Annotated in this window: 18 protein-coding genes; 9 read left to right on the top strand and 9 right to left on the bottom strand. The window is 40.5% G+C overall.

The window, feature by feature from the left end; translation table 11 throughout:
• Nucleotides 1-31: 31 nt before the first annotated feature.
• Nucleotides 32-1,171 carry an FAD-binding oxidoreductase gene (locus DBR11_RS08070; RefSeq protein WP_108551396.1) on the bottom strand — a complete coding sequence of 380 codons (1,140 nt, stop codon included), beginning with the start codon at nt 1,169-1,171 and terminating at the stop codon, nt 32-34.
• Between the two features lie 85 nt (nt 1,172-1,256).
• Here DBR11_RS08070 and DBR11_RS08065 point away from each other — a divergent pair, with 85 nt between their 5' ends.
• Nucleotides 1,257-1,952 carry a zinc metallopeptidase gene (locus DBR11_RS08065; RefSeq protein WP_108551394.1) on the top strand — a complete coding sequence of 232 codons (696 nt, stop codon included), beginning with the start codon at nt 1,257-1,259 and terminating at the stop codon, nt 1,950-1,952.
• On the opposite strand, the gene apaG is transcribed toward DBR11_RS08065, so the two are convergent.
• Both apaG and dusB read right to left on the bottom strand, forming a co-directional pair.
• A complete protein-coding gene (apaG, locus tag DBR11_RS08060) occupies nt 1,949-2,335 on the bottom strand; it encodes a Co2+/Mg2+ efflux protein ApaG (RefSeq protein WP_108551391.1) in 387 nt (128 codons plus the stop codon). The two genes, DBR11_RS08065 and apaG, sit on opposite strands and share 4 nt — an antisense overlap.
• Before the next feature lie 32 nt (nt 2,336-2,367).
• Nucleotides 2,368-3,375, bottom strand: a complete 1,008-nt coding sequence (gene dusB, locus DBR11_RS08055) for a tRNA dihydrouridine synthase DusB (protein ID WP_108551389.1) — start codon at nt 3,373-3,375, stop codon at nt 2,368-2,370.
• Between the two features lie 53 nt (nt 3,376-3,428).
• Here dusB and DBR11_RS08050 point away from each other — a divergent pair, with 53 nt between their 5' ends.
• Genes DBR11_RS08050 through DBR11_RS08040 form a run of 3 tightly spaced genes read left to right on the top strand, consistent with a single transcriptional unit; the run spans nt 3,429 to nt 5,345 of the window.
• Nucleotides 3,429-4,352, top strand: coding sequence for a CPBP family intramembrane glutamic endopeptidase (locus tag DBR11_RS08050; RefSeq protein ID WP_108551387.1), 924 nt, complete (start codon nt 3,429-3,431; stop codon nt 4,350-4,352).
• Entirely contained in the window at nt 4,333-4,539 is a 207-nt protein-coding gene (locus DBR11_RS08045; protein ID WP_108551385.1) for a DUF2007 domain-containing protein, read from the top strand. The genes DBR11_RS08050 and DBR11_RS08045 overlap by 20 nt, the downstream gene beginning before the upstream one ends.
• Nucleotides 4,536-5,345 (top strand): phosphatidate cytidylyltransferase, encoded by an 810-nt coding sequence (locus DBR11_RS08040; RefSeq protein WP_108551383.1) that lies wholly within the window; start codon nt 4,536-4,538, stop codon nt 5,343-5,345. Before DBR11_RS08045 ends, DBR11_RS08040 begins: the two co-directional genes overlap by 4 nt.
• Here the strand turns inward: DBR11_RS08040 and DBR11_RS08035 are convergent.
• Entirely contained in the window at nt 5,342-5,563 is a 222-nt protein-coding gene (locus DBR11_RS08035; protein ID WP_108551381.1) for a DUF3820 family protein, read from the bottom strand. The genes DBR11_RS08040 and DBR11_RS08035 overlap by 4 nt on opposite strands.
• Nucleotides 5,564-5,577: 14 nt before the next feature.
• Nucleotides 5,578-8,919 carry a transcription-repair coupling factor gene (gene mfd / locus DBR11_RS08030; protein WP_108551379.1) on the bottom strand — a complete coding sequence of 1,114 codons (3,342 nt, stop codon included), beginning with the start codon at nt 8,917-8,919 and terminating at the stop codon, nt 5,578-5,580.
• A gap of 64 nt (nt 8,920-8,983) precedes the next feature.
• On the opposite strand from mfd, the gene DBR11_RS08025 reads away from it, so the two are divergent.
• The 5 genes from DBR11_RS08025 (at nt 8,984) to DBR11_RS08005 (ending at nt 13,541) form a co-directional block, all read left to right on the top strand.
• The gene (locus DBR11_RS08025) at nt 8,984-9,328 is read left to right on the top strand and encodes a DUF2752 domain-containing protein (protein WP_233260686.1); all 345 of its coding nucleotides are present in this window, start codon (nt 8,984-8,986) and stop codon (nt 9,326-9,328) included.
• Complete coding sequence (locus DBR11_RS08020) at nt 9,321-9,680, top strand: TM2 domain-containing protein (RefSeq protein ID WP_108551377.1); 360 nt, start codon at nt 9,321-9,323, stop codon at nt 9,678-9,680. Before DBR11_RS08025 ends, DBR11_RS08020 begins: the two co-directional genes overlap by 8 nt.
• 98 nt (nt 9,681-9,778) lie before the next feature.
• Entirely contained in the window at nt 9,779-10,876 is a 1,098-nt protein-coding gene (locus DBR11_RS08015; protein ID WP_108551400.1) for a Nif3-like dinuclear metal center hexameric protein, read from the top strand.
• Nucleotides 10,877-11,145: 269 nt separating this feature from the next.
• On the top strand, nt 11,146-11,892 hold the full coding sequence (locus DBR11_RS08010; RefSeq protein WP_108551375.1) for a zinc ribbon domain-containing protein: 747 nt from the start codon (nt 11,146-11,148) through the stop codon (nt 11,890-11,892).
• 155 nt (nt 11,893-12,047) lie between these two features.
• On the top strand, nt 12,048-13,541 hold the full coding sequence (locus DBR11_RS08005) for a hypothetical protein (protein WP_108551373.1): 1,494 nt from the start codon (nt 12,048-12,050) through the stop codon (nt 13,539-13,541).
• Here the strand turns inward: DBR11_RS08005 and DBR11_RS08000 are convergent.
• The 4 genes from DBR11_RS08000 to rsfS form a co-directional block, all read right to left on the bottom strand.
• Nucleotides 13,538-14,623, bottom strand: coding sequence for a 3-oxoacyl-ACP synthase III family protein (locus tag DBR11_RS08000; protein ID WP_108551370.1), 1,086 nt, complete (start codon nt 14,621-14,623; stop codon nt 13,538-13,540). The genes DBR11_RS08005 and DBR11_RS08000 overlap by 4 nt on opposite strands.
• Before the next feature lie 64 nt (nt 14,624-14,687).
• Nucleotides 14,688-15,332, bottom strand: coding sequence for a lactate utilization protein (locus DBR11_RS07995; protein ID WP_108551368.1), 645 nt, complete (start codon nt 15,330-15,332; stop codon nt 14,688-14,690).
• Between the two features lie 49 nt (nt 15,333-15,381).
• A complete protein-coding gene (gene ftsH / locus DBR11_RS07990) occupies nt 15,382-17,478 on the bottom strand; it encodes an ATP-dependent zinc metalloprotease FtsH (protein WP_108551398.1) in 2,097 nt (698 codons plus the stop codon).
• A gap of 27 nt (nt 17,479-17,505) precedes the next feature.
• On the bottom strand, nt 17,506-17,880 hold the full coding sequence (gene rsfS / locus DBR11_RS07985; RefSeq protein WP_108551366.1) for a ribosome silencing factor: 375 nt from the start codon (nt 17,878-17,880) through the stop codon (nt 17,506-17,508).
• Nucleotides 17,881-17,973: the final 93 nt, after the last annotated feature.

The following is a 17,973-nucleotide window of genomic DNA, read 5'->3' as shown; positions in this document are numbered from 1 at the left end:
CAAATTAATTAGTAAAAAATGAATGTATTTGTTATAGGCTTTTGAGGATCAGTTCGGCAGCATCCTGACCGGTTTGACTACCCATTGCAATCCCCATTCCATTGCACCTTACCGCACAAAAAATACCTGGTTTGATTTGTCTGATGATGGGATCAATCTGTTTTCCGAAAGCCATGATCCCGCTCCAGCTGGTCTCAATTTCAAAAGGAATATCCGGTAAAATGGTCTCTTTGAGCAATTGTTCCAATGCCTTCCGGATAACAGGGTTTGTTCCAAATACGGTGGTTTGTTCTTCTTTAAAAGCCAGGTTGCGCCCGCCACCCAATAAAATACGGTCATCAATATTTCTAAAGTAATAGTAACCTTTATCATAATGGAATGTACCTTTGATCTTGAGATTTTTTATGGATTTGGTGATCAGTACCTGCCCTCTGCCAGGTACAACGTCTACCTCTGGTAAAAGTTCATTGATAAAAGCATTATTGGCAAGAAGGACTGAAGTGCATTTAAATGGACCATGTGGAGTTGAAAGGATTGAATATTTTTCTTCTTCGCTGATTTTTTCTACCGGACAATTGGTGTACAGGACTATGCCAAGACTGCTGGCCAGTTGCAGGAGATGTTTCATCATTTTTCCAGTATCGATCTGTCCCTCAAACTGATTTTCTATCAGTGTTTCAATACCTTTAAAGCCAAAGGTGTTTACTTTGGCCTTTGCCAGACTAAAACTTTCACCTCCTGGAATAATGTCTTTGATCAGTTGGTTAAAGTGATCAATTTTAGCTACACATGAGGTGGCCAGTTCTTGTTCTGTAGGTTTAAAAAGTTCGAATCCACCATAGTTTTTATAGGACAGATGATGATCAGAAATCAGTTTTCGAAGTTTTAAGAGACCTTTCCATCTTTTTTCAATTAGAAGGTGAAGTCCGTTGGATCCAATAGATTTTTCCTGTTCGATCAGTTCAGAAATACTTCCGAAACAAGCGAATCCAGCGTTTTTTGTACTGGCACCTGAAGGTAAAAATCCGCGCTCAAATATGGCTACACTTAGATTTTTATGTTGTTGTTTTAGTGTAATTGCAGCAGTTAATCCGACGATACCGCTACCTATAATGCCTATGTCAAAGGTAAAGAAACTGGCTTTTTCCCAGTAAGATAAGGTAGTTCCCATACACTAAATTTATCTAAATTTCAGCAGGTTAAAAAATAAGGGAACGCTTTTTGATTGGAAAGTATATGAAAAACATACCCAAAAAATGGAAACGTATTTAATAGCAATATTAATCATGCTGGTGATCAGTATGTTTGTGCAGTGGATATTTAGAAATAAGTTCTCCAGATATGCCGAAATGCAATTGAATTCTGGTTTATCAGGAAAAGAGGTTGCAGAGCAAATGTTGAACGATTACGGTATCTATGATGTCAAGGTCATGAGTACAGAAGGGCAACTGACCGATCATTATAACCCTGCCGATAAAACAGTGAATCTGAGTACAGATGTATTTCATGGAAGAAGTGTTGCCGCAGCAGCTGTTGCAGCTCATGAATGTGGGCATGCAGTACAGCATTCCAGATCCTACCACTGGTTACAGCTACGGTCTAACATGGTTCCGGTGGTGAGTATTTCTTCTAATCTGCTCCAATGGGTGCTGATTATTGGCGTACTGATGATTGGGTTTACCGGAAATCCTTTTGTGCTTGGTATAGGTGTTGCCGGATTGCTGCTGGTAACTATATTTAGTTTTGTAACCTTACCCGTAGAATTTGATGCCAGCAAAAGAGCATTACTTTGGCTGAAGACCAATCAGCATATTATGAATACCAAAGATGAAAATGTACAGGCCAAAGATGCGCTTTGGTGGGCTGCAATGACTTATGTGGTTGCTGCACTTGGTGCACTGGCTAATTTGATCTATTATGCTTCTATGCTCTTTGGAAGAAATCGCAATTAATTTAAACGGTAAGGGGCGATCAGTTCGAATTGAGGGATGTCAACTGTAAATTCTGTATCCACAGCTACCCTGGACATAAAATAATGTCCCCTCATGCTACCTATTTCTGTAGATAACTGGCACCCGGAAACGTAAGAATGGTGATTTCCAGGCTCAATAATGGGTTGTAAACCAACTACACCTTCGCCTTCTACTTCTCTTTCTGTACCGTTAGAGTCAAAGATGAACCACTGACGTCTTTTCAATTGTATGGTATAATCCGACAGATTTTCTATTTCTATACGATAAGCAAACATGAACTGGTCATTGGAAGGATTGGAATATTCTTCCTGGTACATGGTTTCTACTGAAATTTTTACACCCTCTGTTATTGCTGTGACCATTTTACTGCTATTTTACTAAATTATTTCAAAAATCAAGCCATTTCATTAAGAGGCTGTACATTATGATATTTGTCTGCCACTTCGTCCAAAATACTGTGGATGGTTTCTATATTTTCTTCTTTTACCAATTGCATTCTATAGCCTTTAAAGTCTGGCAAACCTTTAAAATAGTTGGCATAATGGCGTCTCATTTCAAATATACCCACTTTTGGACCTTTCCAGGCTAATGATTTCTCAAAATGTGTTCTGCATACAGACACGCGCTCTTCTACGGTTGGGCCCGGAAGAATCTTCCCGGTATTGAAAAAATGTCTGATCTCTCTGAAGATCCATGGATAACCGATAGCGGCTCTTCCGATCATAATACCATCTACTTCATATTCCAGTCTCCAGTCTGCTGCTTTTCGGATGCTGTCTACGTCACCGTTCCCAAAGATGGGGATTTTGATCCGCGGATTTCTTTTGATTTCCCGGATTAAGGTCCAATCTGCTTCTCCTTTGTATAGCTGTGCCCTGGTCCTTCCGTGAATGGTTAGTGCCTGAATGCCTATATCCTGCAAGCGCTCTGCGACTTCCTCTACATTTTTAGTGGTATCGTCCCAACCCAGCCTGGTTTTAACGGTAACGGGCAGGTGTGTTGCTTTAACCACAGCTTCGGTCATTTTAACCATCTTATCAATATCCTGGAGCAAGGCTGATCCTGCACCACGACAAGCTACATTCTTTACAGGACAACCATAATTGATGTCCATCAAGTCTGGTTTGGCCATAGTAGCGATTTCAGTAGCTTCTCGCATATGATCAATTTCACTGCCAAAGATCTGGATGCCTATTGGCCTTTCGTATTCGAAAATATCCAGTTTTGCCCTGCTTTTGGCAGCATCCCGGATCAGTCCTTCAGAAGAAATAAATTCAGTATACATCATATCTACCCCGCTTTGTTTACATACAAAACGAAAAGGGGGGTCACTTACATCTTCCATTGGTGCAAGCAATAAAGGGAAGTCTCCCAAATCTATATTTCCTATCTTTACAGACATTTTTCTATCTTCAAACCAAAATTAAAAAGACAAAGGTACAAATAATCCAAATAATGAATTTTCCGCCTAATGTAAAACCTGAAAAAAATGCTTATTTACAATTGCTTATGCTTGCTGTGTATGCTCTTGCCGGGGTTATTGTTTTTACAGCACTGGGTTTTGTGATCCTCTATATCATGTACGGATCAAAAGTATTTGGGCCAAATGCTTTAATGGGAGGAAACCCTGAATATTTAAATGGCTTAAAAATTATTCAGATTTTTACTTCCATTGGTTTTTTTCTTGCTCCCCCGCTCCTTTTGGCTTTTGAAAATGGCCGAAGGATAAAGGATTTTTATGGTTTTGGAAAACCAAAAGCAGAGTTGATTTTTCTCGTTTTTTTAATCATGCTATGTTCCATGCCTTTTATGGAATGGACAGCAATGACCAATCAAAAAATGGTGTTGCCTGATTTTTTGAAACCAGTGGATACCTGGATGCGGAACAAGGAGGAGGAGTTAATGAGAATGACGCTGATCTTGCTGAAGATTAATACGACCTGGGATTTCCTGGTGAATCTTTTTATGATTGCACTGGTACCTGCAGTTGCAGAGGAGCTGATGTTTAGAGGTGGTGTACAGAGAGGGTTGAACAGAATGTTTAACAATCCCCATGTGGCCATTTGGTTTGCTGCCTTTATCTTTAGTGCCATACATATGCAGTTTTTTGGATTTTTACCCAGGCTGTTATTAGGGGCTGGATTTGGCTATATCTATTATTGGAGCGGGAGTTTATGGTACGCAATGCTGGGCCATTTCATAAATAATGGTTATGCAGTTTGTGTGGCCTGGTATCTCCAGATTAAGCATTTACCGCTGGAAGATGCAGACAATACTTTTCATTTTAAATGGTACGGCTATGTGCTGAGTTTATTAGTCACTATAGCTCTGTTTATATATTTTAAAAAAAGAACAATTTATGGAAAACAATTGGGTTAAGGTATTTACCACGGATAATGCCTATAGTGCGGAGATCCTGAAACAAGGATTGATAGAGAATGAGATACCTGCTGTGGTTTTAAACAAGCAGGATTCCTCTTACGGGACTTTTGGGGTGCTGACGGTGATGGTGAATGCAGAGGATGAAGAAAAGGCAAAAGTGTATATTGAAGAAAACGAATTATGAAAACCAGAGCAATAACTGCTTTTTTCTTTACCATAGTAATGCTCGGATCTATATTTCTGGGTGCTTATACTTTTACTTTTTTTTATCTACTGCTGAGTTTAATGGCTTTGGCTGAATTTTACAAACTGATCAGGAATTCTGGTATTAAGCCACATACAGGTATAGGACTGCTGACAGGTGGGGTTATTTTTCTGGCCCTTGCCTCCTGTTATTTTCTAAAATTTGAAGCCCGGTATTTGCTTTTGCTGATTCCTTTACTGGTTTCGGTCTTTATTGCAGAACTGTATAGAAAGGAAAAGGCCCCTTTTTCTGACATCTCCTACACTTTTGTGGGTTTGATATATACAACCATTCCTTTTTGCTTTTTCTATGCGCTGGGCTTTTCTTTTAGTGGGGATACCTACAATTGGCATTTGCCTTTAGCCTTCTTACTGATGCTCTGGGCAAGTGATACTGGTGCTTATCTGTTTGGAAGGAAAATGGGAAAACATAAATTATTTGAGCGTCATTCTCCAAAAAAGACTTGGGAAGGCTTTTTCGGAGGGGTATTGACGAGTGTTTTGGTTGCCATGGCGGTTTCCTTTTATTTCAAAGAGATTGCTGCTCCGGTTTGGGTAGGTATGGCTGTGTTGGTCGTTTCTTTTGGTACCTTGGGAGATCTGGTTGAATCTATGTTGAAAAGAAGCCTTGATGTAAAAGATTCAGGCACACTGCTGCCTGGTCATGGAGGGGTTTTAGACCGCTTTGACGGACTTTTAATTGCTGCACCTGTCGTTTTTACCTACTTGTACCTGGTGTTGAACTAATATTTTTTTCCTTCCCTGAGCGGTTTTAAAAGATATTCCAGACCATTGAGTTTGATTTCATAGAGGGTGCCCAGAAGTTCACCTAATTTGCCAGGTGGGTAGCCCTCTTTCTGGAACCAGATCAGATAGGACTCTGGCAAATCGCAGATGATACGGCCTTTGTATTTGCCAAAAGGCATTTGCATGGTTACCAGGTCTTTTAAAAGTTGTGGGTTCATAGAGGGTGTAAGGCTTATTGTGCAACCATTTCCAGCATTTCCACAGCTTCGTCAACGGTATTTAAATTTTCAAAAGCTATCCGTAGCGAATCTTTGACTTCTTTCAGGTTGCAAAGGCGTGGATGCATTTGCGCAAAGTGCAATATTTTATTGAACATATTAGAATCAAAGAAAGAAGATTGTTTGTCTGCAATGAAATAACCCCGTACTACGCCCTTTTTAAAGGTAAGCTTCTCAAAGCCGAGTTTCTTGGCTACCCATTGTAAACGCAAGGCATTGAGCATGGTTTGAACGGCTTTTGGAACAGGACCGAAACGGTCTTTCATACTGGCTTCAAAGGCTTTCAGCTGTTGTTCATTTTCTATTTTGGAGAGTTCTGTGTAGAGGTTATATCTTTCCGTGATATTGGTCACATAGTCATCCGGAATGTATAATTCCAGGTCTGTATCCAGTTGGGTGAAACTAACAAACGGGCGCTGGGGTTCATCTTTGAACAGGTCTTTGAATTCGTCTTCCTTGAGTTCCTGAATGGCTTCATCCAGTATTTTATGGTACATATCAAAGCCTATTTCTGCAATGAAGCCACTTTGCTCTGCGCCTAAGAGGTTTCCACTACCCCGGATGTCTAAATCCCTCATGGCAATGTTAAAGCCGCTCCCAAGGTCTGAGAACTCTTCAATAGCGCTGAGGCGTTTTCGGGCTTCAGAGGTCAGGGTTGATAGAGGCGGGCTAAGCAGATAGCAAAAAGCTTTTTTATTGGAACGTCCTACCCTGCCCCGCATCTGGTGAAGATCGCTCAAACCAAACATATGGGCATGATTGATGATGATCGTATTGGCATTTGGAATGTCCAGACCGGCCTCAATAATGGTGGTGGCTACAAGTACATCTTTTTCACCATTGATGAAGTCCAGCATCACGTCTTCCAGCGCATCTCCGTCCAGCTGCCCATGAGCAATCCCAATTCTTGCTTTTGGAACCAGTGTCTGGATCAGGCCGCCCAGTTGCATCAGGTCTTTTACCCGGTTATGGATAAAAAATACCTGGCCACCGCGGTCCAGTTCAAATTGTATGGCCTCCTGGATCAATTTATCATTAAATACATGCAGTTCCGTATTTACACCCTGTCGGTTGGGCGGTGGGGTATTGATGATGGAAAGATCCCTTGCACCCATTAAAGAAAAGTGCAGGGTTCTTGGAATAGGGGTAGCGGTTAAGGTAAGGGTATCTACGTTGACCCTTAAAGCCCTTAGTTTTTCTTTAGAGGATACGCCGAATTTCTGTTCTTCATCAATGATCATGATGCCCAGATCCTTGAATTTTACATCTTTACTGAGCAGACGGTGTGTGCCAATAACGATGTCTACTTTACCTTCAGCCAGTTTTGACAAAGTTTCTTTAATCTGTTTATTGGTTCTGAAACGGTTGATGACATCGACTGTACAAGGGAAGTCTTTTAAACGCTGGGAAAAGGTTTTGAAATGCTGTGTGGCCAGAATTGTGGTTGGAACCAGTATAGCGGCCTGTTTTCCATTGGCAACAGCCTTGAAAGCGGCCCTCACGGCAATTTCTGTTTTTCCGAAACCCACATCTCCGCAAACCAGACGGTCCATCGGATGCGGGGCTTCCATATCTTTTTTGACGTCCAGGGTGGCTTTTTCCTGATCTGGGGTATCTTCGTAAATAAAAGAAGCTTCCAGTTCGGTTTCCAGATAGCCATCGGGAGCAAAAGCAGTTCCTACCTGAGCTTTTCTTAGGGCATAGAGCTTAATTAAGTCCCGGGCGATGTCCTTAACTTTTTTTTTAGTGGTTTTTTTAAGCTTATCCCAAGCTTCCGTACCCAATTTATTCATTTTGGGTGGGGTGGCATCTTTGCCGCTGTATTTGGCAATCCGGTTCAGGGAGTTGATGTTTACATACAGCAAGTCATTATCAGCATAGACGAGCCGGATCATTTCCTGTGTCTTACCGTTCACTTCCACTTTCTCCAGACCAGCATATTTACCGATACCATGGTCGATATGGGTCACAAAATCGCCAGGTTTCAAGTCCCGGAGTTCTTTGAGGGTTATGGCCTGACTGCGCTGATAACCACGTTTGAGTTTGTATTTATAGAAGCGGTCAAAGATCTGGTGATCTGTATAAAAAGCCAGATGCTGCTGGGGGTCTATAAATCCCTCCCTCAGCGGGATATTGACAGGGGTAAATTTTGCGGTCTTGTCAATGTCATCTAAAATGGCATATAACCTTTCTGTCTGTTTTGGGGAAGAGCTGAAAATAAAGTTATGAGTCCCCTCCTTTTCATTTTCTTTGAGGTTATGGATCAGTAGGTTAAAGTCCTTGTTGAAAGAAGGCTGAGGTTTGGTTTCAAAGGCGAAAACATGATCCGTCTTGTAAAAGAATTGTTTGCCAAATTCAACAAGATGGAAATCCTGAAGGATATCAGCCAGCATTTTTTCGTCCGTAAATCCGAATTTTGGATCTATCCATTCCGGGTTTTGAGTTTTATCTTTTGCCGGAAGGGCCTTCCAGAGTTCAACAGCCTTTTTATAGCCATTTTTAACGATATCCAGGGTAAATTCAACATCTTTAAACCAAAGCTGGGTATCTTTTTCAATATAGTCGAGCAGACTGATGTTGTTTTCCGTCAGGTATTTTGATTGTACGTTAGGGATGATCGTTAAAGTTTTAACATCTTCCACAGATAGTTGGCTTTCAATTTCAAAGGTACGGATGCTTTCTACCAGGTCTCCAAAAAACTCAATCCGGTAAGGAAGGTCGTGAGAAAAGGAAAAAATATCTACAATGCCACCTCTGATAGAAAACTGACCAGGTTCATAAACAAAATCTGTGCGCTGAAAATCATAGTCTATCAGAAATTCATTAATAAAATCTATACCCAATTTCGTGTTGATACTGATTTCCAGGGTGTTTTTTTCCAGTACAGAACGGTCAATAACCTTTTCGGCGAGGGCCTCCGGGTAAGTCACCACGATTTTACCAAATTCTGAATTGTGGTTCAGTTCATTCAGTACTTCTGCTCTTCCCAATACATTGGCAGTATCAATTTGTGTAAAATCGAATGCTTTTCTGAAAGAAGAAGGAAAAAGAAGGATCTCTTTATCCAGTATATTTTCCAGGTCAGAGAGGAAATACGAAGCCTCTTCACGGTCCGGTAATATGAATAACTGGGGCTTATGAAGTAAAAAATAGGCAGCTGCTGCAACTGTCGCATCGGCAGAACCAACTAAACCTTTTAGTTGAATTTTATTACCTTTAGGGCCGTTGAGGGCCTTTGCCAATGCAACAATGCGTTCATCTGTCTTGTATCTGTTGATCAGGTCGCGGATGTTCACAACACAAAGGTAAGATTTTATTAGATAGCTATCCTGTAACAATGAGTCTATTATTTACTCTAAAATGAAAAGAATTGTGAAAATGCTGCAGCAAATTCCATTGGAACTGACCTTCTGGTTGGTGGCAATGATTCTGCTGGCAACTGCGCAGCCGCACAGTCACCTTTCAGGAGACCATTTTACCTTTTGTCCTTTGGCTAATATGGGCATAAAATGGTGCCCGGGATGTGGACTTGGAAGATCGATTACGCAGTTGTTTCACGGTCATTTGAAAGAGAGTATAGAAATGCACTGGTTTGGAATACCGGCAACACTGCTCATCTTTTACCGGATAGGCGTTCTTATAAAACTAAGTTGGAATGATAAAAAAAGAATTAATTTAAAGAATAAGGAGAAAGATTATGTTTGATTCACCATTTATGATGCTTCCGGGCATCACGCCACAGGAATACTCCTACTTGCAGTCGGCAACTACGGGCTTTAGTGAACAACAGTTGAAAGGCTTTTTGATGATCTACAGCAGTAAAAGAAGGAATCCTGACGATATGATCCTGTACTGTATACTTGGTTTTTTTGTACCAGGACTGCCTCGCTTCCTGGTGAATCAGATCGGGATGGGTATCTTGTATTTCTTTACCTACGGTCTTTGTGCCATTGGTACCATAATTGACCTGATCAACCATAAGAACCTGGCTTTTGAATATAACCAGAGAATGGTGTTTGAAAGTCTGCAAATGATAAAAATGGGTACCTTAAAATAACACACACCAAATGGATCCAAGGCCGTTGCAAATTTTTGCAGCGGCTTTTTTTATTTAAAGCGGAAGATTCTGTTCCCGATGTCGTAAATTTACTTTTTATGAAGTTAGCTGTTTTAACCAGGTTTCTGGAAGGCTATGCGCCTTTAAATTACCAGGAGGATTATGACAATTCAGGTCTGATTGTAGGTGATGGTAACCAGGAAGTTACCGGTGCGCTGGTGGCCCTGGACTGTACAGAAGAAATTGTAGATGAGGCTATTGTTCACAACTGCAATCTGATCATTACTCATCACCCTATTGTATTTAAGGGTCTGAAAAAATTAAACGGAAAAAACTATATTGAACGGGTGGTGATTAAGGCGATTAAGCATAACATAGCCCTATATGCCATCCATACCAATCTTGACCATGTGCACAATGGAGTGAGCGGAGAGATTTGTAAAAGGTTGAACTTGAAAAATCCCAGAATACTCCGCCCTAAAACCAATCTTTTGAGGAAACTGGTTACTTTTTGCCCGTCAGCAAAGGCACTGCAGGTACGCGCTGCGCTTTTTCATGCTGGTGCAGGTCAAATTGCGAATTACAGTGAATGTAGTTTTAATGCAGAGGGTTATGGTACATTTAAGGGAAGCCAGGATACCAATCCTTTTGTTGGAGAAAGAGGCGTTCAGCATCAGGAGCATGAAGTCCGGATAGAAACGATCTTCAGAGCCCAGGATGAACGTAAGGTATTGGTCGCCCTGCTGGAGAACCATCCTTATGAAGAGGTGGCTTACGATATTTATCCGCTGGAAAATAAACTGGAAAACGTTGGTGCGGGTATGGTAGGCTGGCTGGAAGAAGGGATGGAGGCAGATGATTTTTTGAATTACCTTAAATACAGCATGAATGTAAAGGTGATCCGGCATACCAGACCCTTGCCAAAAAAGATCAGAAGAGTAGCCGTATGTGGTGGTGCCGGTAGCTTTTTACTGGGAGATGCCATCGCAGCGAATGCGGATGTGTTCATTACCGGAGATTTCAAATACCACGAATTTTTTGACGCGGACAAGAAATTGATGATTGCTGATATCGGGCATTTTGAAAGTGAACAGTTTACTTCTAATCTGCTGCAGGATATTATTTCGGAAAAGTTTCCTGAATTTCCTGTTCGTTTGGCAGAACACTGTACCAATCCGGTTCAGTATTTCTTTTAGTCTTTTCCGGAAGATCTGTAAAAGATTTAGGAACAGCGGATAGCGGGAAGATTTTAAGACAATAGTCAAATCGCAGATTAATAGCAAATTGTATAGACGAAAGCAAAAATAATACTTATCTTTGCAAGCTTTAGCAACAGATCATCAAGAACGGCGGCTTTTTTAAAGCAAGGATGCCGGCCGTAATTTGACATCTTGTAAAGGCTGAGAGGCTGTTAAATCATTGATAATTAGTTAAATATAATTATACCCATAAATTATTTCATTTAATGGAACAAACTGTAGAGCAGAAGCTAAAAGCTTTATACGAATTACAAACCCTTCATACTAAAATTGATAAAATACGCCAGATTCGTGGTGAATTACCAATGGAGGTTGCTGATTTAGAGGATGAGGTTGCCGGATTGGAGACCCGTATTCAGAAGTTTAAAGGCGAACTGGATGATACTGAAGATGCTATTGTAACGCGTAAAAATATGATCAAGGAAGCACAAAACCTGATCAAGAAATATGAAACGCAGTTAAAGGATGTTAAAAATAATCGTGAATACGATGCTTTGACTAAAGAAGTGGAGATCCAGTCTTTAGAAATACAGGTATGTGAGAAAAAAATCCGCGAACATGGATTTGAGATCGCACAAAAAACGGAAGTTTACGAAAAAGCGCTTGCTGACCTCGAATCCAGAAGAAAAGATCTGGATATCAAAAAGGGAGAGCTGGAAACCATTACTGCAGAAACTGAAAAAGAAGAGCAGGCTTTAACCAAAAAATCTGAAAAAGCAGAAACTCAAATTGAAGACCGTTTGCTGATCGCTTACAAGAGATTGAGAGGCAATGCGAATAATGGTTTGGCGGTAGTGACTATTGACAGAGATTCTTGTTCAGGTTGCTTTAACCAGATTCCACCTCAGCGTCAGCTGGATATTCGTCAACGCAAGAAAATTATTGTTTGCGAGCACTGTGGAAGAATTCTGGTAGATGAGGCTTTGACTCATGAACTGGCAGAACAACAATAAGCGGTTTTAGAAAGAATACAAAACGGTCAGATGTTTATCTGGCCGTTTTTTTTTGGCCTAAATTTTGGGTTGTTTGGGAAAATAATAAAATAACAGATGAAACATAATGCAGATTACTGGCGTTAACTGTTATTGTATTTTAACACGATTTGTCTATGTATAAGAAGGGGTTACCCGTTTGTTTGTTCCTGGCTTTTGTTTTGCTTTTTCCGTTAAAAGGCTTTTCTAACTTTGATTTTAATGCCAATTGCTTAAAAGCGTATAAAAATATATTTGACCTTAAATTAAGTGTAGCAAGGCAACTCATTGCCGCGGAGAAAGCGGTACATCCAGATAATTCCATTGTTCCATTACTGGAAAATTACATCGATTATTTTTACCTGATCACTACGGAAAGTAAGTCGGAGTTTGACCGTCTTAAAGATTATAAATCAGACAGGCTGGATAAAATTGAAGACGATAAGGATAGAAACTCGCCCTATTACCTCTATGCACAAGCAGAAATCAATTTGCAATGGGCGTTATTGAGAGGGAAATTTGGTGAATATTTTACCGCGGCGAGAGAGATAAAAAGGGCGAATTCCTTCCTTGCTGACAACAGCAAAAAATTTCCGGCTTTTCAGTTGAACCAGAAAGGTTTAGGTTTAATTAATGCTTTTTTGGGAAACCTGCCGGATGGAATGCTAAAAAGTACGCTATCTACTTTTGGTGTAAAAGGAAATCTGAATACAGGGATTTCTATGCTTGATAAACTTGCAGAGCAGCTTCCTAAAACCACCTATGAACCCTTTTATGAGGAGGTTGTCTTTTACTACGCTTACGTGTTGAGCGATATTGCCCATAGCCCCGAGGCTTACAGCAGGACGATGAAATATACGGAAAAGATCAGTGATACCAGTTTGCTTAAATCTTACCTTCAGGCCTATGTATGTATCAGAAATGGGCATAATGATCAAGCAATAGAGATTCTTGCCGGCCGGCCTTCCGGAGCTGTATATTCTTCCTTTCCTTACCTTGAACTGCTTATGGGAACTGCAAAGCTCAATGGGCTGGATTACTCGGCAGGAACGTATTTCAATAAATTTCTGCAGCAAAATAAGGGCGTTAATTACATTAAAGACGCAAACCTTCACTTAGCCTGGCTTTCTTTGCTAAAGGGCGATACGGGGGCTTATTCTGGCTTTACATCTAAAGTTAAAAGTTCGGGCTATACTTATATGGAGAAAGACAAGCAGGCGCTTAATGAAGCTGCGGCCCCTGCTCCCACACCAGAATTGCTTAAGGCCCGACTTCTTTTTGATGGAGGGTATTTAACGAAAGCGCTAGATGTTCTTTTACTTGTTAAGACAGACAATATGACAGCAAAGAATAAAACGGAGTTTTACTACCGTAAAGGAAGAGTCAATGATGAATTGGGTAAAGATGACGAGGCACTTACTGATTATCAAAATGCAATCAATTCCGGAAAGGGTTTAAAATATTATTTCGCAGCCAATTCTGCCTTACTTATGGGAAAGATCTACGAGAAAAAGCACAATTCTGCTAAAGCCAAAGCTTGCTATAATACTGCCATTTCAATGAAAGACCATGAATATGAAAGTAGTATAGAGTTGCAGGCTAAACAGGGCTTAAAGCGAACTGGAAACTAAAAACGATAGATAAAAGCATTGATATGCATTCCTGCGCCAACAGATGCAAATACAGCATATTGACCTTTCTTAATCTCGTAATCTTTGACCAAACCTTTTGCAACCAGATCTAAAAGTGTCGGAATTGTCGCTACCGAACTGTTGCCCAGCCAGGAGATCGTCATTGGCACCAGGTTTTCGGGAACTTTATCCTGATTATATAGTTTAAACAGACGTTTCATAATGGCATTGTCCATTTTACCATTAGCCTGGTGAATAAATACGATATTAATGTCCAGAATGTCGATCCCAGCTTTATCAATGGCTGTTTTAATCACTTGTGGAACATAAGTTACAGCGAATTCATAAAGTTTTCTGCCATTCATTTTCAGATAAGCATTTTCATTGCAGGCGTCGGGATTATGGCTTCTTCCCATCACCAGTAATGAGCCATAGTCTACAGCATAGGTTTGTGTCTTATGCGAAATGAGACCAGTAGGTTCCGAAGAAGATGTGGCTTCATAAATGACTGCGCCAGCACCATCAGAGAAGATCATGCTGTCTCTGTCGTGTGCATCAATGATCCTGGAAAGGGTTTCTGCACCAATGACCATCACTCTTTTGGCATCTCCACTTTTGATCAGCGCATTCGCCTGGATGGAGCCTTGTACCCAACCAGGACAGCCAAAAATCAAATCGTAGGCTACGCAATCCGGATTTTTAATATCCAGGGCCTGCTTAACTTTTGCAGCAAGTGCAGGAAGCATGTCTATGCGGTTGCTGTTGGGTTTAATATCGCCAAAATTATGACAGAATATGATGTAATCCAGGCTTTCTTTATCTATAGAAGCATCATCTATTGCTCTTTGGGCAGCTATCGTTGCAATGTTGCTGCTTACTTGTGCAGGGTCGGCATAACGTCTTTCGTTGATCTCTGTGATTTCCGAAAATTTGGAGATAATTTCTGCATTTCCTTTGTCCAGGATAAGACCATTTTCATAAAAAGTGGAGTCCAAAAAGGCATCTCCTGATACAATATGATCAGGAATAAAACTTCCTGTGCCTACAATTACGGAATACAAATTCATCTCAATATTACTCATCTCATACCGTATACCGTTTAGGTATACAGTATAAAAATAGGATTAATTACTTAAACTACAAATTTTAATTGAATTCGTCAATCAAAAAAACAAACAGCTCTTTAGGGCCGTGGGCACCCAGGACCAGTGTTTTTTCGATGTCTGCTGTGCGGCTTGGGCCGGTGATTGTACTGATCATAGATGGAATCTGAGCCCCATATTTACTCTTAATCAGTGCAAAGGCATCTTTAAGATCTGCAACCAGCTGACCAGTTCTGGCGATCACAATATGGTGATGAGGAAATATGCTGAGCCTTCTTCCCGCAGCATTTTGATTGGAAACCATTATAGAGCCATTTCTGGCAATCAAAGCTTCGCAAAGTGTCAGGCCTACTTCGGCCATTTCAAAATCCTTATCGGTCTTATAAAAAGGAAATTCAAATTGTGTTAATAATTCTTGTAATTCAGGTTCCCAGCAATAGATCTTTCTCCAGTTAAATTTATCTGCAAGATCCAGGATATTTTCAATAAAATCCATCCCATTTTCACAGAAAATAAAATGGCCGGATACAGCGGTAAGCTGCTCGGCAAATTGAACTTCCAGGAGTTCTTCCTCTTTTTTATAGAGTGGAGTTTCTTCTAAATTTGGATAAGGATGATCTCTCTTTTCAAGGAGTGCTTTCCTGATTTTCTTTAGCATTAACTCTTTTGAAGAGATGTTTTCTTGCATAGGTTTTTGATTTGCTGCCGTCCGTTTCAGAACGGCAGCTTACCATAAATTAGTTATTCTCTTCTTGCTGTACAGTTTTTGCTGTTGCAGAAGGATCAGTGGTTTCGCCAACACCATCATGTACCAAACCTTTGGCAGCAGGTGTCTGATCTCCGGTTCCATTAACGAATTCGTCGTAAGTGGTGCGGTTATCAAATGGACGTTTACCCAAGATTTCTTCTAGATCTGCTTGGAATAAAATCTCTTTTTCCAGTAATTTCTGAGCCAGTTTCTCTAAGCCATCTCTTTTTTCAATCAGCAATTGTTTGGTTCTGTCATATACTCCTGCAATCAGGATTCGAACCTCATTATCAATGATTTCTGATGTCTTTTCGGAATAAGGCTTGTTGAAGTTATATTCTGTTTGAGGATCGTGAAAAGATACATTTCCAACAACAGCATTCATACCATAAATGGTTACCATTGCATAGGAAAGCTTGGTGATCCGTTCCAGATCATTCTGGGCGCCGGTAGAGATTTTACCAAATACGATGTCTTCGGCAACCCTTCCACCCATGGTCATACACATACCATCCGTTAATTGTTCTGTTGTATAAAGGAACTGTTCTTTTGGCAGATATTGAGCATAACCAAGCGCTGCGATACCACGAGGAACAATGGATACTTTAACCAATGGGTCTGCATGTTCCAGAAACCATCCTGCAATAGCGTGCCCGGCCTCATGATAAGCCACAATTTTCTTTTCTTCAGGAGAGATGATCTTGTTTTTCTTCTCAAGACCACCGATAACGCGGTCAATGGCATCCTGGAAGTCTTGCATGTCTACTTTAGTTTTGTTACGTCTGGCAGCAATTAAAGCAGCCTCGTTACAAACATTGGCAATTTCTGCTCCGGCAAAGCCAGGTGTTTGTGCCGAAAGTTTTTTTGCATCTACTTCTTCTGAAGTTTTAATTGGCTTTAAATGCACTTTGAAAATCTGCTCACGGCCAACCAAATCGGGTTTATCTATAGAGATCTGTCTGTCAAACCTTCCTGGTCTAAGCAAGGCAGAATCTAAAACATCCGGACGGTTAGTGGCTGCAAGGATAATGATACCTGAATCTGTGCCAAATCCATCCATTTCCACCAACAGCTGGTTTAATGTGTTCTCACGTTCATCATTTCCACCCATCATGCTATTTTTGCCCCTTGCACGACCAATTGCATCTACCTCATCAATAAAGATGATACAAGGTGCTTTATCTTTGGCTTGTTTAAATAAATCACGTACACGGGAAGCACCAACACCAACAAACATTTCCACAAAGTCTGAACCAGACAGAGAGAAGAAAGGTACTTGCGCCTCACCTGCAACGGCTTTAGCCAATAAGGTTTTACCTGTTCCCGGAGAACCAACCAATAGAGCCCCTTTTGGTATCTTACCACCCAGATTAGAGTATTTTTTTGGATTTTTAAGGAAATCAACGATTTCCATTACTTCCTGTTTAGCTTCTTCCAGGCCGGCAACATCGTTAAATGTGACGTTGACCTGGCTTTCTTTATCAAAAAGGGTCGCTTTAGATTTTCCAATATTGAAGATCTGACCGCCGCCGCCGCCGGCACCACCACCCATACGGCGCATGATGAAGATCCAGAAACCAATGAATAAGAGCACAGGAATGATTACGGTAAAGAACCAGGAATTGAAGGTACTTTGTCTGGTTTCTTTCACTGCAAGGATACGCTGGTTTTCAGGGATATCTTTTTGAGATTCTTTAAGCTGGGCATCCAGTCCGTCCATTGAGCCGGCAGTAAAATATACCGTTGGACCTTCGGCAGCACCAAAGTTATTCTTGGTACGGTACTGATCATATTTACTTTCTTTAACACGGTCTTTTTTGATAAAAACATCTGCCCTGACCAGGTCCTCGTATTTGTAAGCGACAATTTTTTCTACATCACCTGGTTTCAGCATTTCGCTTTCAAAGGTTTGGTAAGGGACTGGCTTGCTGGTATCTGTGTTAAACAGGAATTGAAGTAAGATCAATCCCAGAATTATAGCAGCATAAACCCAAAAGATGTTAAACTTGGAACCCTTTTGAGGTTTTTTTGGAATATTGGGTATCCTTTTAATCAACTTGGGTTTTGTATTTTCTTTCTCTTTCATCATGGATTCAAAATGTTTTAATTAAAATTAGGCGCTTTGATAAGAAGTAGACTGTGCATCGCCCCATAGATCTTCAATCCCAAAGAAATCTCTTTTCTCTGTTTTAAAGATATGAACTACGATGTCGAAATAATCCAGAATGATCCATTCTGCATTCTCGAACCCTTCTTTACGCCATGGGTCGGTTTGGGTGTTTGTATAGATTTCCTTTTCTACACTGTCGGCAATTGCCTTGACCTGAGTAGAAGAATCTGCATTACATATGATAAAATAATCTGAAACGGAGCTGTTGAGGTTTCTTAAATCAAGACGTACGATGTCATTCCCTTTTTTTTCCTGTATACCATGTACAGCCAATTCGGATAGGTATGTAGAAAGGTTTCCTATTTTCTTTTTTACCATTAAAATGTTTTAGTTTTGATAAACAACAAATATAATCAACACTTGCAAAATAACACTTTTTCAACATTATTTGTTGGTCAAAATCTTATCAAA

Origin of the sequence: Pedobacter sp. HMWF019 (genome assembly GCF_003061025.1) — a bacterium.
Classification (GTDB): Bacteria; Bacteroidota; Bacteroidia; order Sphingobacteriales; family Sphingobacteriaceae; genus Pedobacter.
The sequence above is the reverse complement of the archived record's forward strand: the minus strand, read 5'-3'. Positions and strand labels throughout refer to the sequence as shown.

Coding starts and splice junctions, on each gene's coding strand:
- DBR11_RS08070 (WP_108551396.1), bottom strand. CDS start 1,171: ATGGGAACTACCTTATCTTACTGGGAAAAAGCCAGTTTCTTTACCTTT.
- DBR11_RS08065 (WP_108551394.1), top strand. CDS start 1,257: ATGGAAACGTATTTAATAGCAATATTAATCATGCTGGTGATCAGTATG.
- apaG (WP_108551391.1), bottom strand. CDS start 2,335: ATGGTCACAGCAATAACAGAGGGTGTAAAAATTTCAGTAGAAACCATG.
- dusB (WP_108551389.1), bottom strand. CDS start 3,375: ATGTCTGTAAAGATAGGAAATATAGATTTGGGAGACTTCCCTTTATTG.
- DBR11_RS08050 (WP_108551387.1), top strand. CDS start 3,429: ATGAATTTTCCGCCTAATGTAAAACCTGAAAAAAATGCTTATTTACAA.
- DBR11_RS08045 (WP_108551385.1), top strand. CDS start 4,333: ATGGAAAACAATTGGGTTAAGGTATTTACCACGGATAATGCCTATAGT.
- DBR11_RS08040 (WP_108551383.1), top strand. CDS start 4,536: ATGAAAACCAGAGCAATAACTGCTTTTTTCTTTACCATAGTAATGCTC.
- DBR11_RS08035 (WP_108551381.1), bottom strand. CDS start 5,563: ATGAACCCACAACTTTTAAAAGACCTGGTAACCATGCAAATGCCTTTT.
- DBR11_RS08025 (WP_233260686.1), top strand. CDS start 8,984: ATGAAAAGAATTGTGAAAATGCTGCAGCAAATTCCATTGGAACTGACC.
- DBR11_RS08020 (WP_108551377.1), top strand. CDS start 9,321: ATGTTTGATTCACCATTTATGATGCTTCCGGGCATCACGCCACAGGAA.
- DBR11_RS08015 (WP_108551400.1), top strand. CDS start 9,779: ATGAAGTTAGCTGTTTTAACCAGGTTTCTGGAAGGCTATGCGCCTTTA.
- DBR11_RS08010 (WP_108551375.1), top strand. CDS start 11,146: ATGGAACAAACTGTAGAGCAGAAGCTAAAAGCTTTATACGAATTACAA.
- DBR11_RS08005 (WP_108551373.1), top strand. CDS start 12,048: ATGTATAAGAAGGGGTTACCCGTTTGTTTGTTCCTGGCTTTTGTTTTG.
- DBR11_RS08000 (WP_108551370.1), bottom strand. CDS start 14,623: ATGAGTAATATTGAGATGAATTTGTATTCCGTAATTGTAGGCACAGGA.
- DBR11_RS07995 (WP_108551368.1), bottom strand. CDS start 15,332: ATGCAAGAAAACATCTCTTCAAAAGAGTTAATGCTAAAGAAAATCAGG.
- ftsH (WP_108551398.1), bottom strand. CDS start 17,478: ATGAAAGAGAAAGAAAATACAAAACCCAAGTTGATTAAAAGGATACCC.
- rsfS (WP_108551366.1), bottom strand. CDS start 17,880: ATGGTAAAAAAGAAAATAGGAAACCTTTCTACATACCTATCCGAATTG.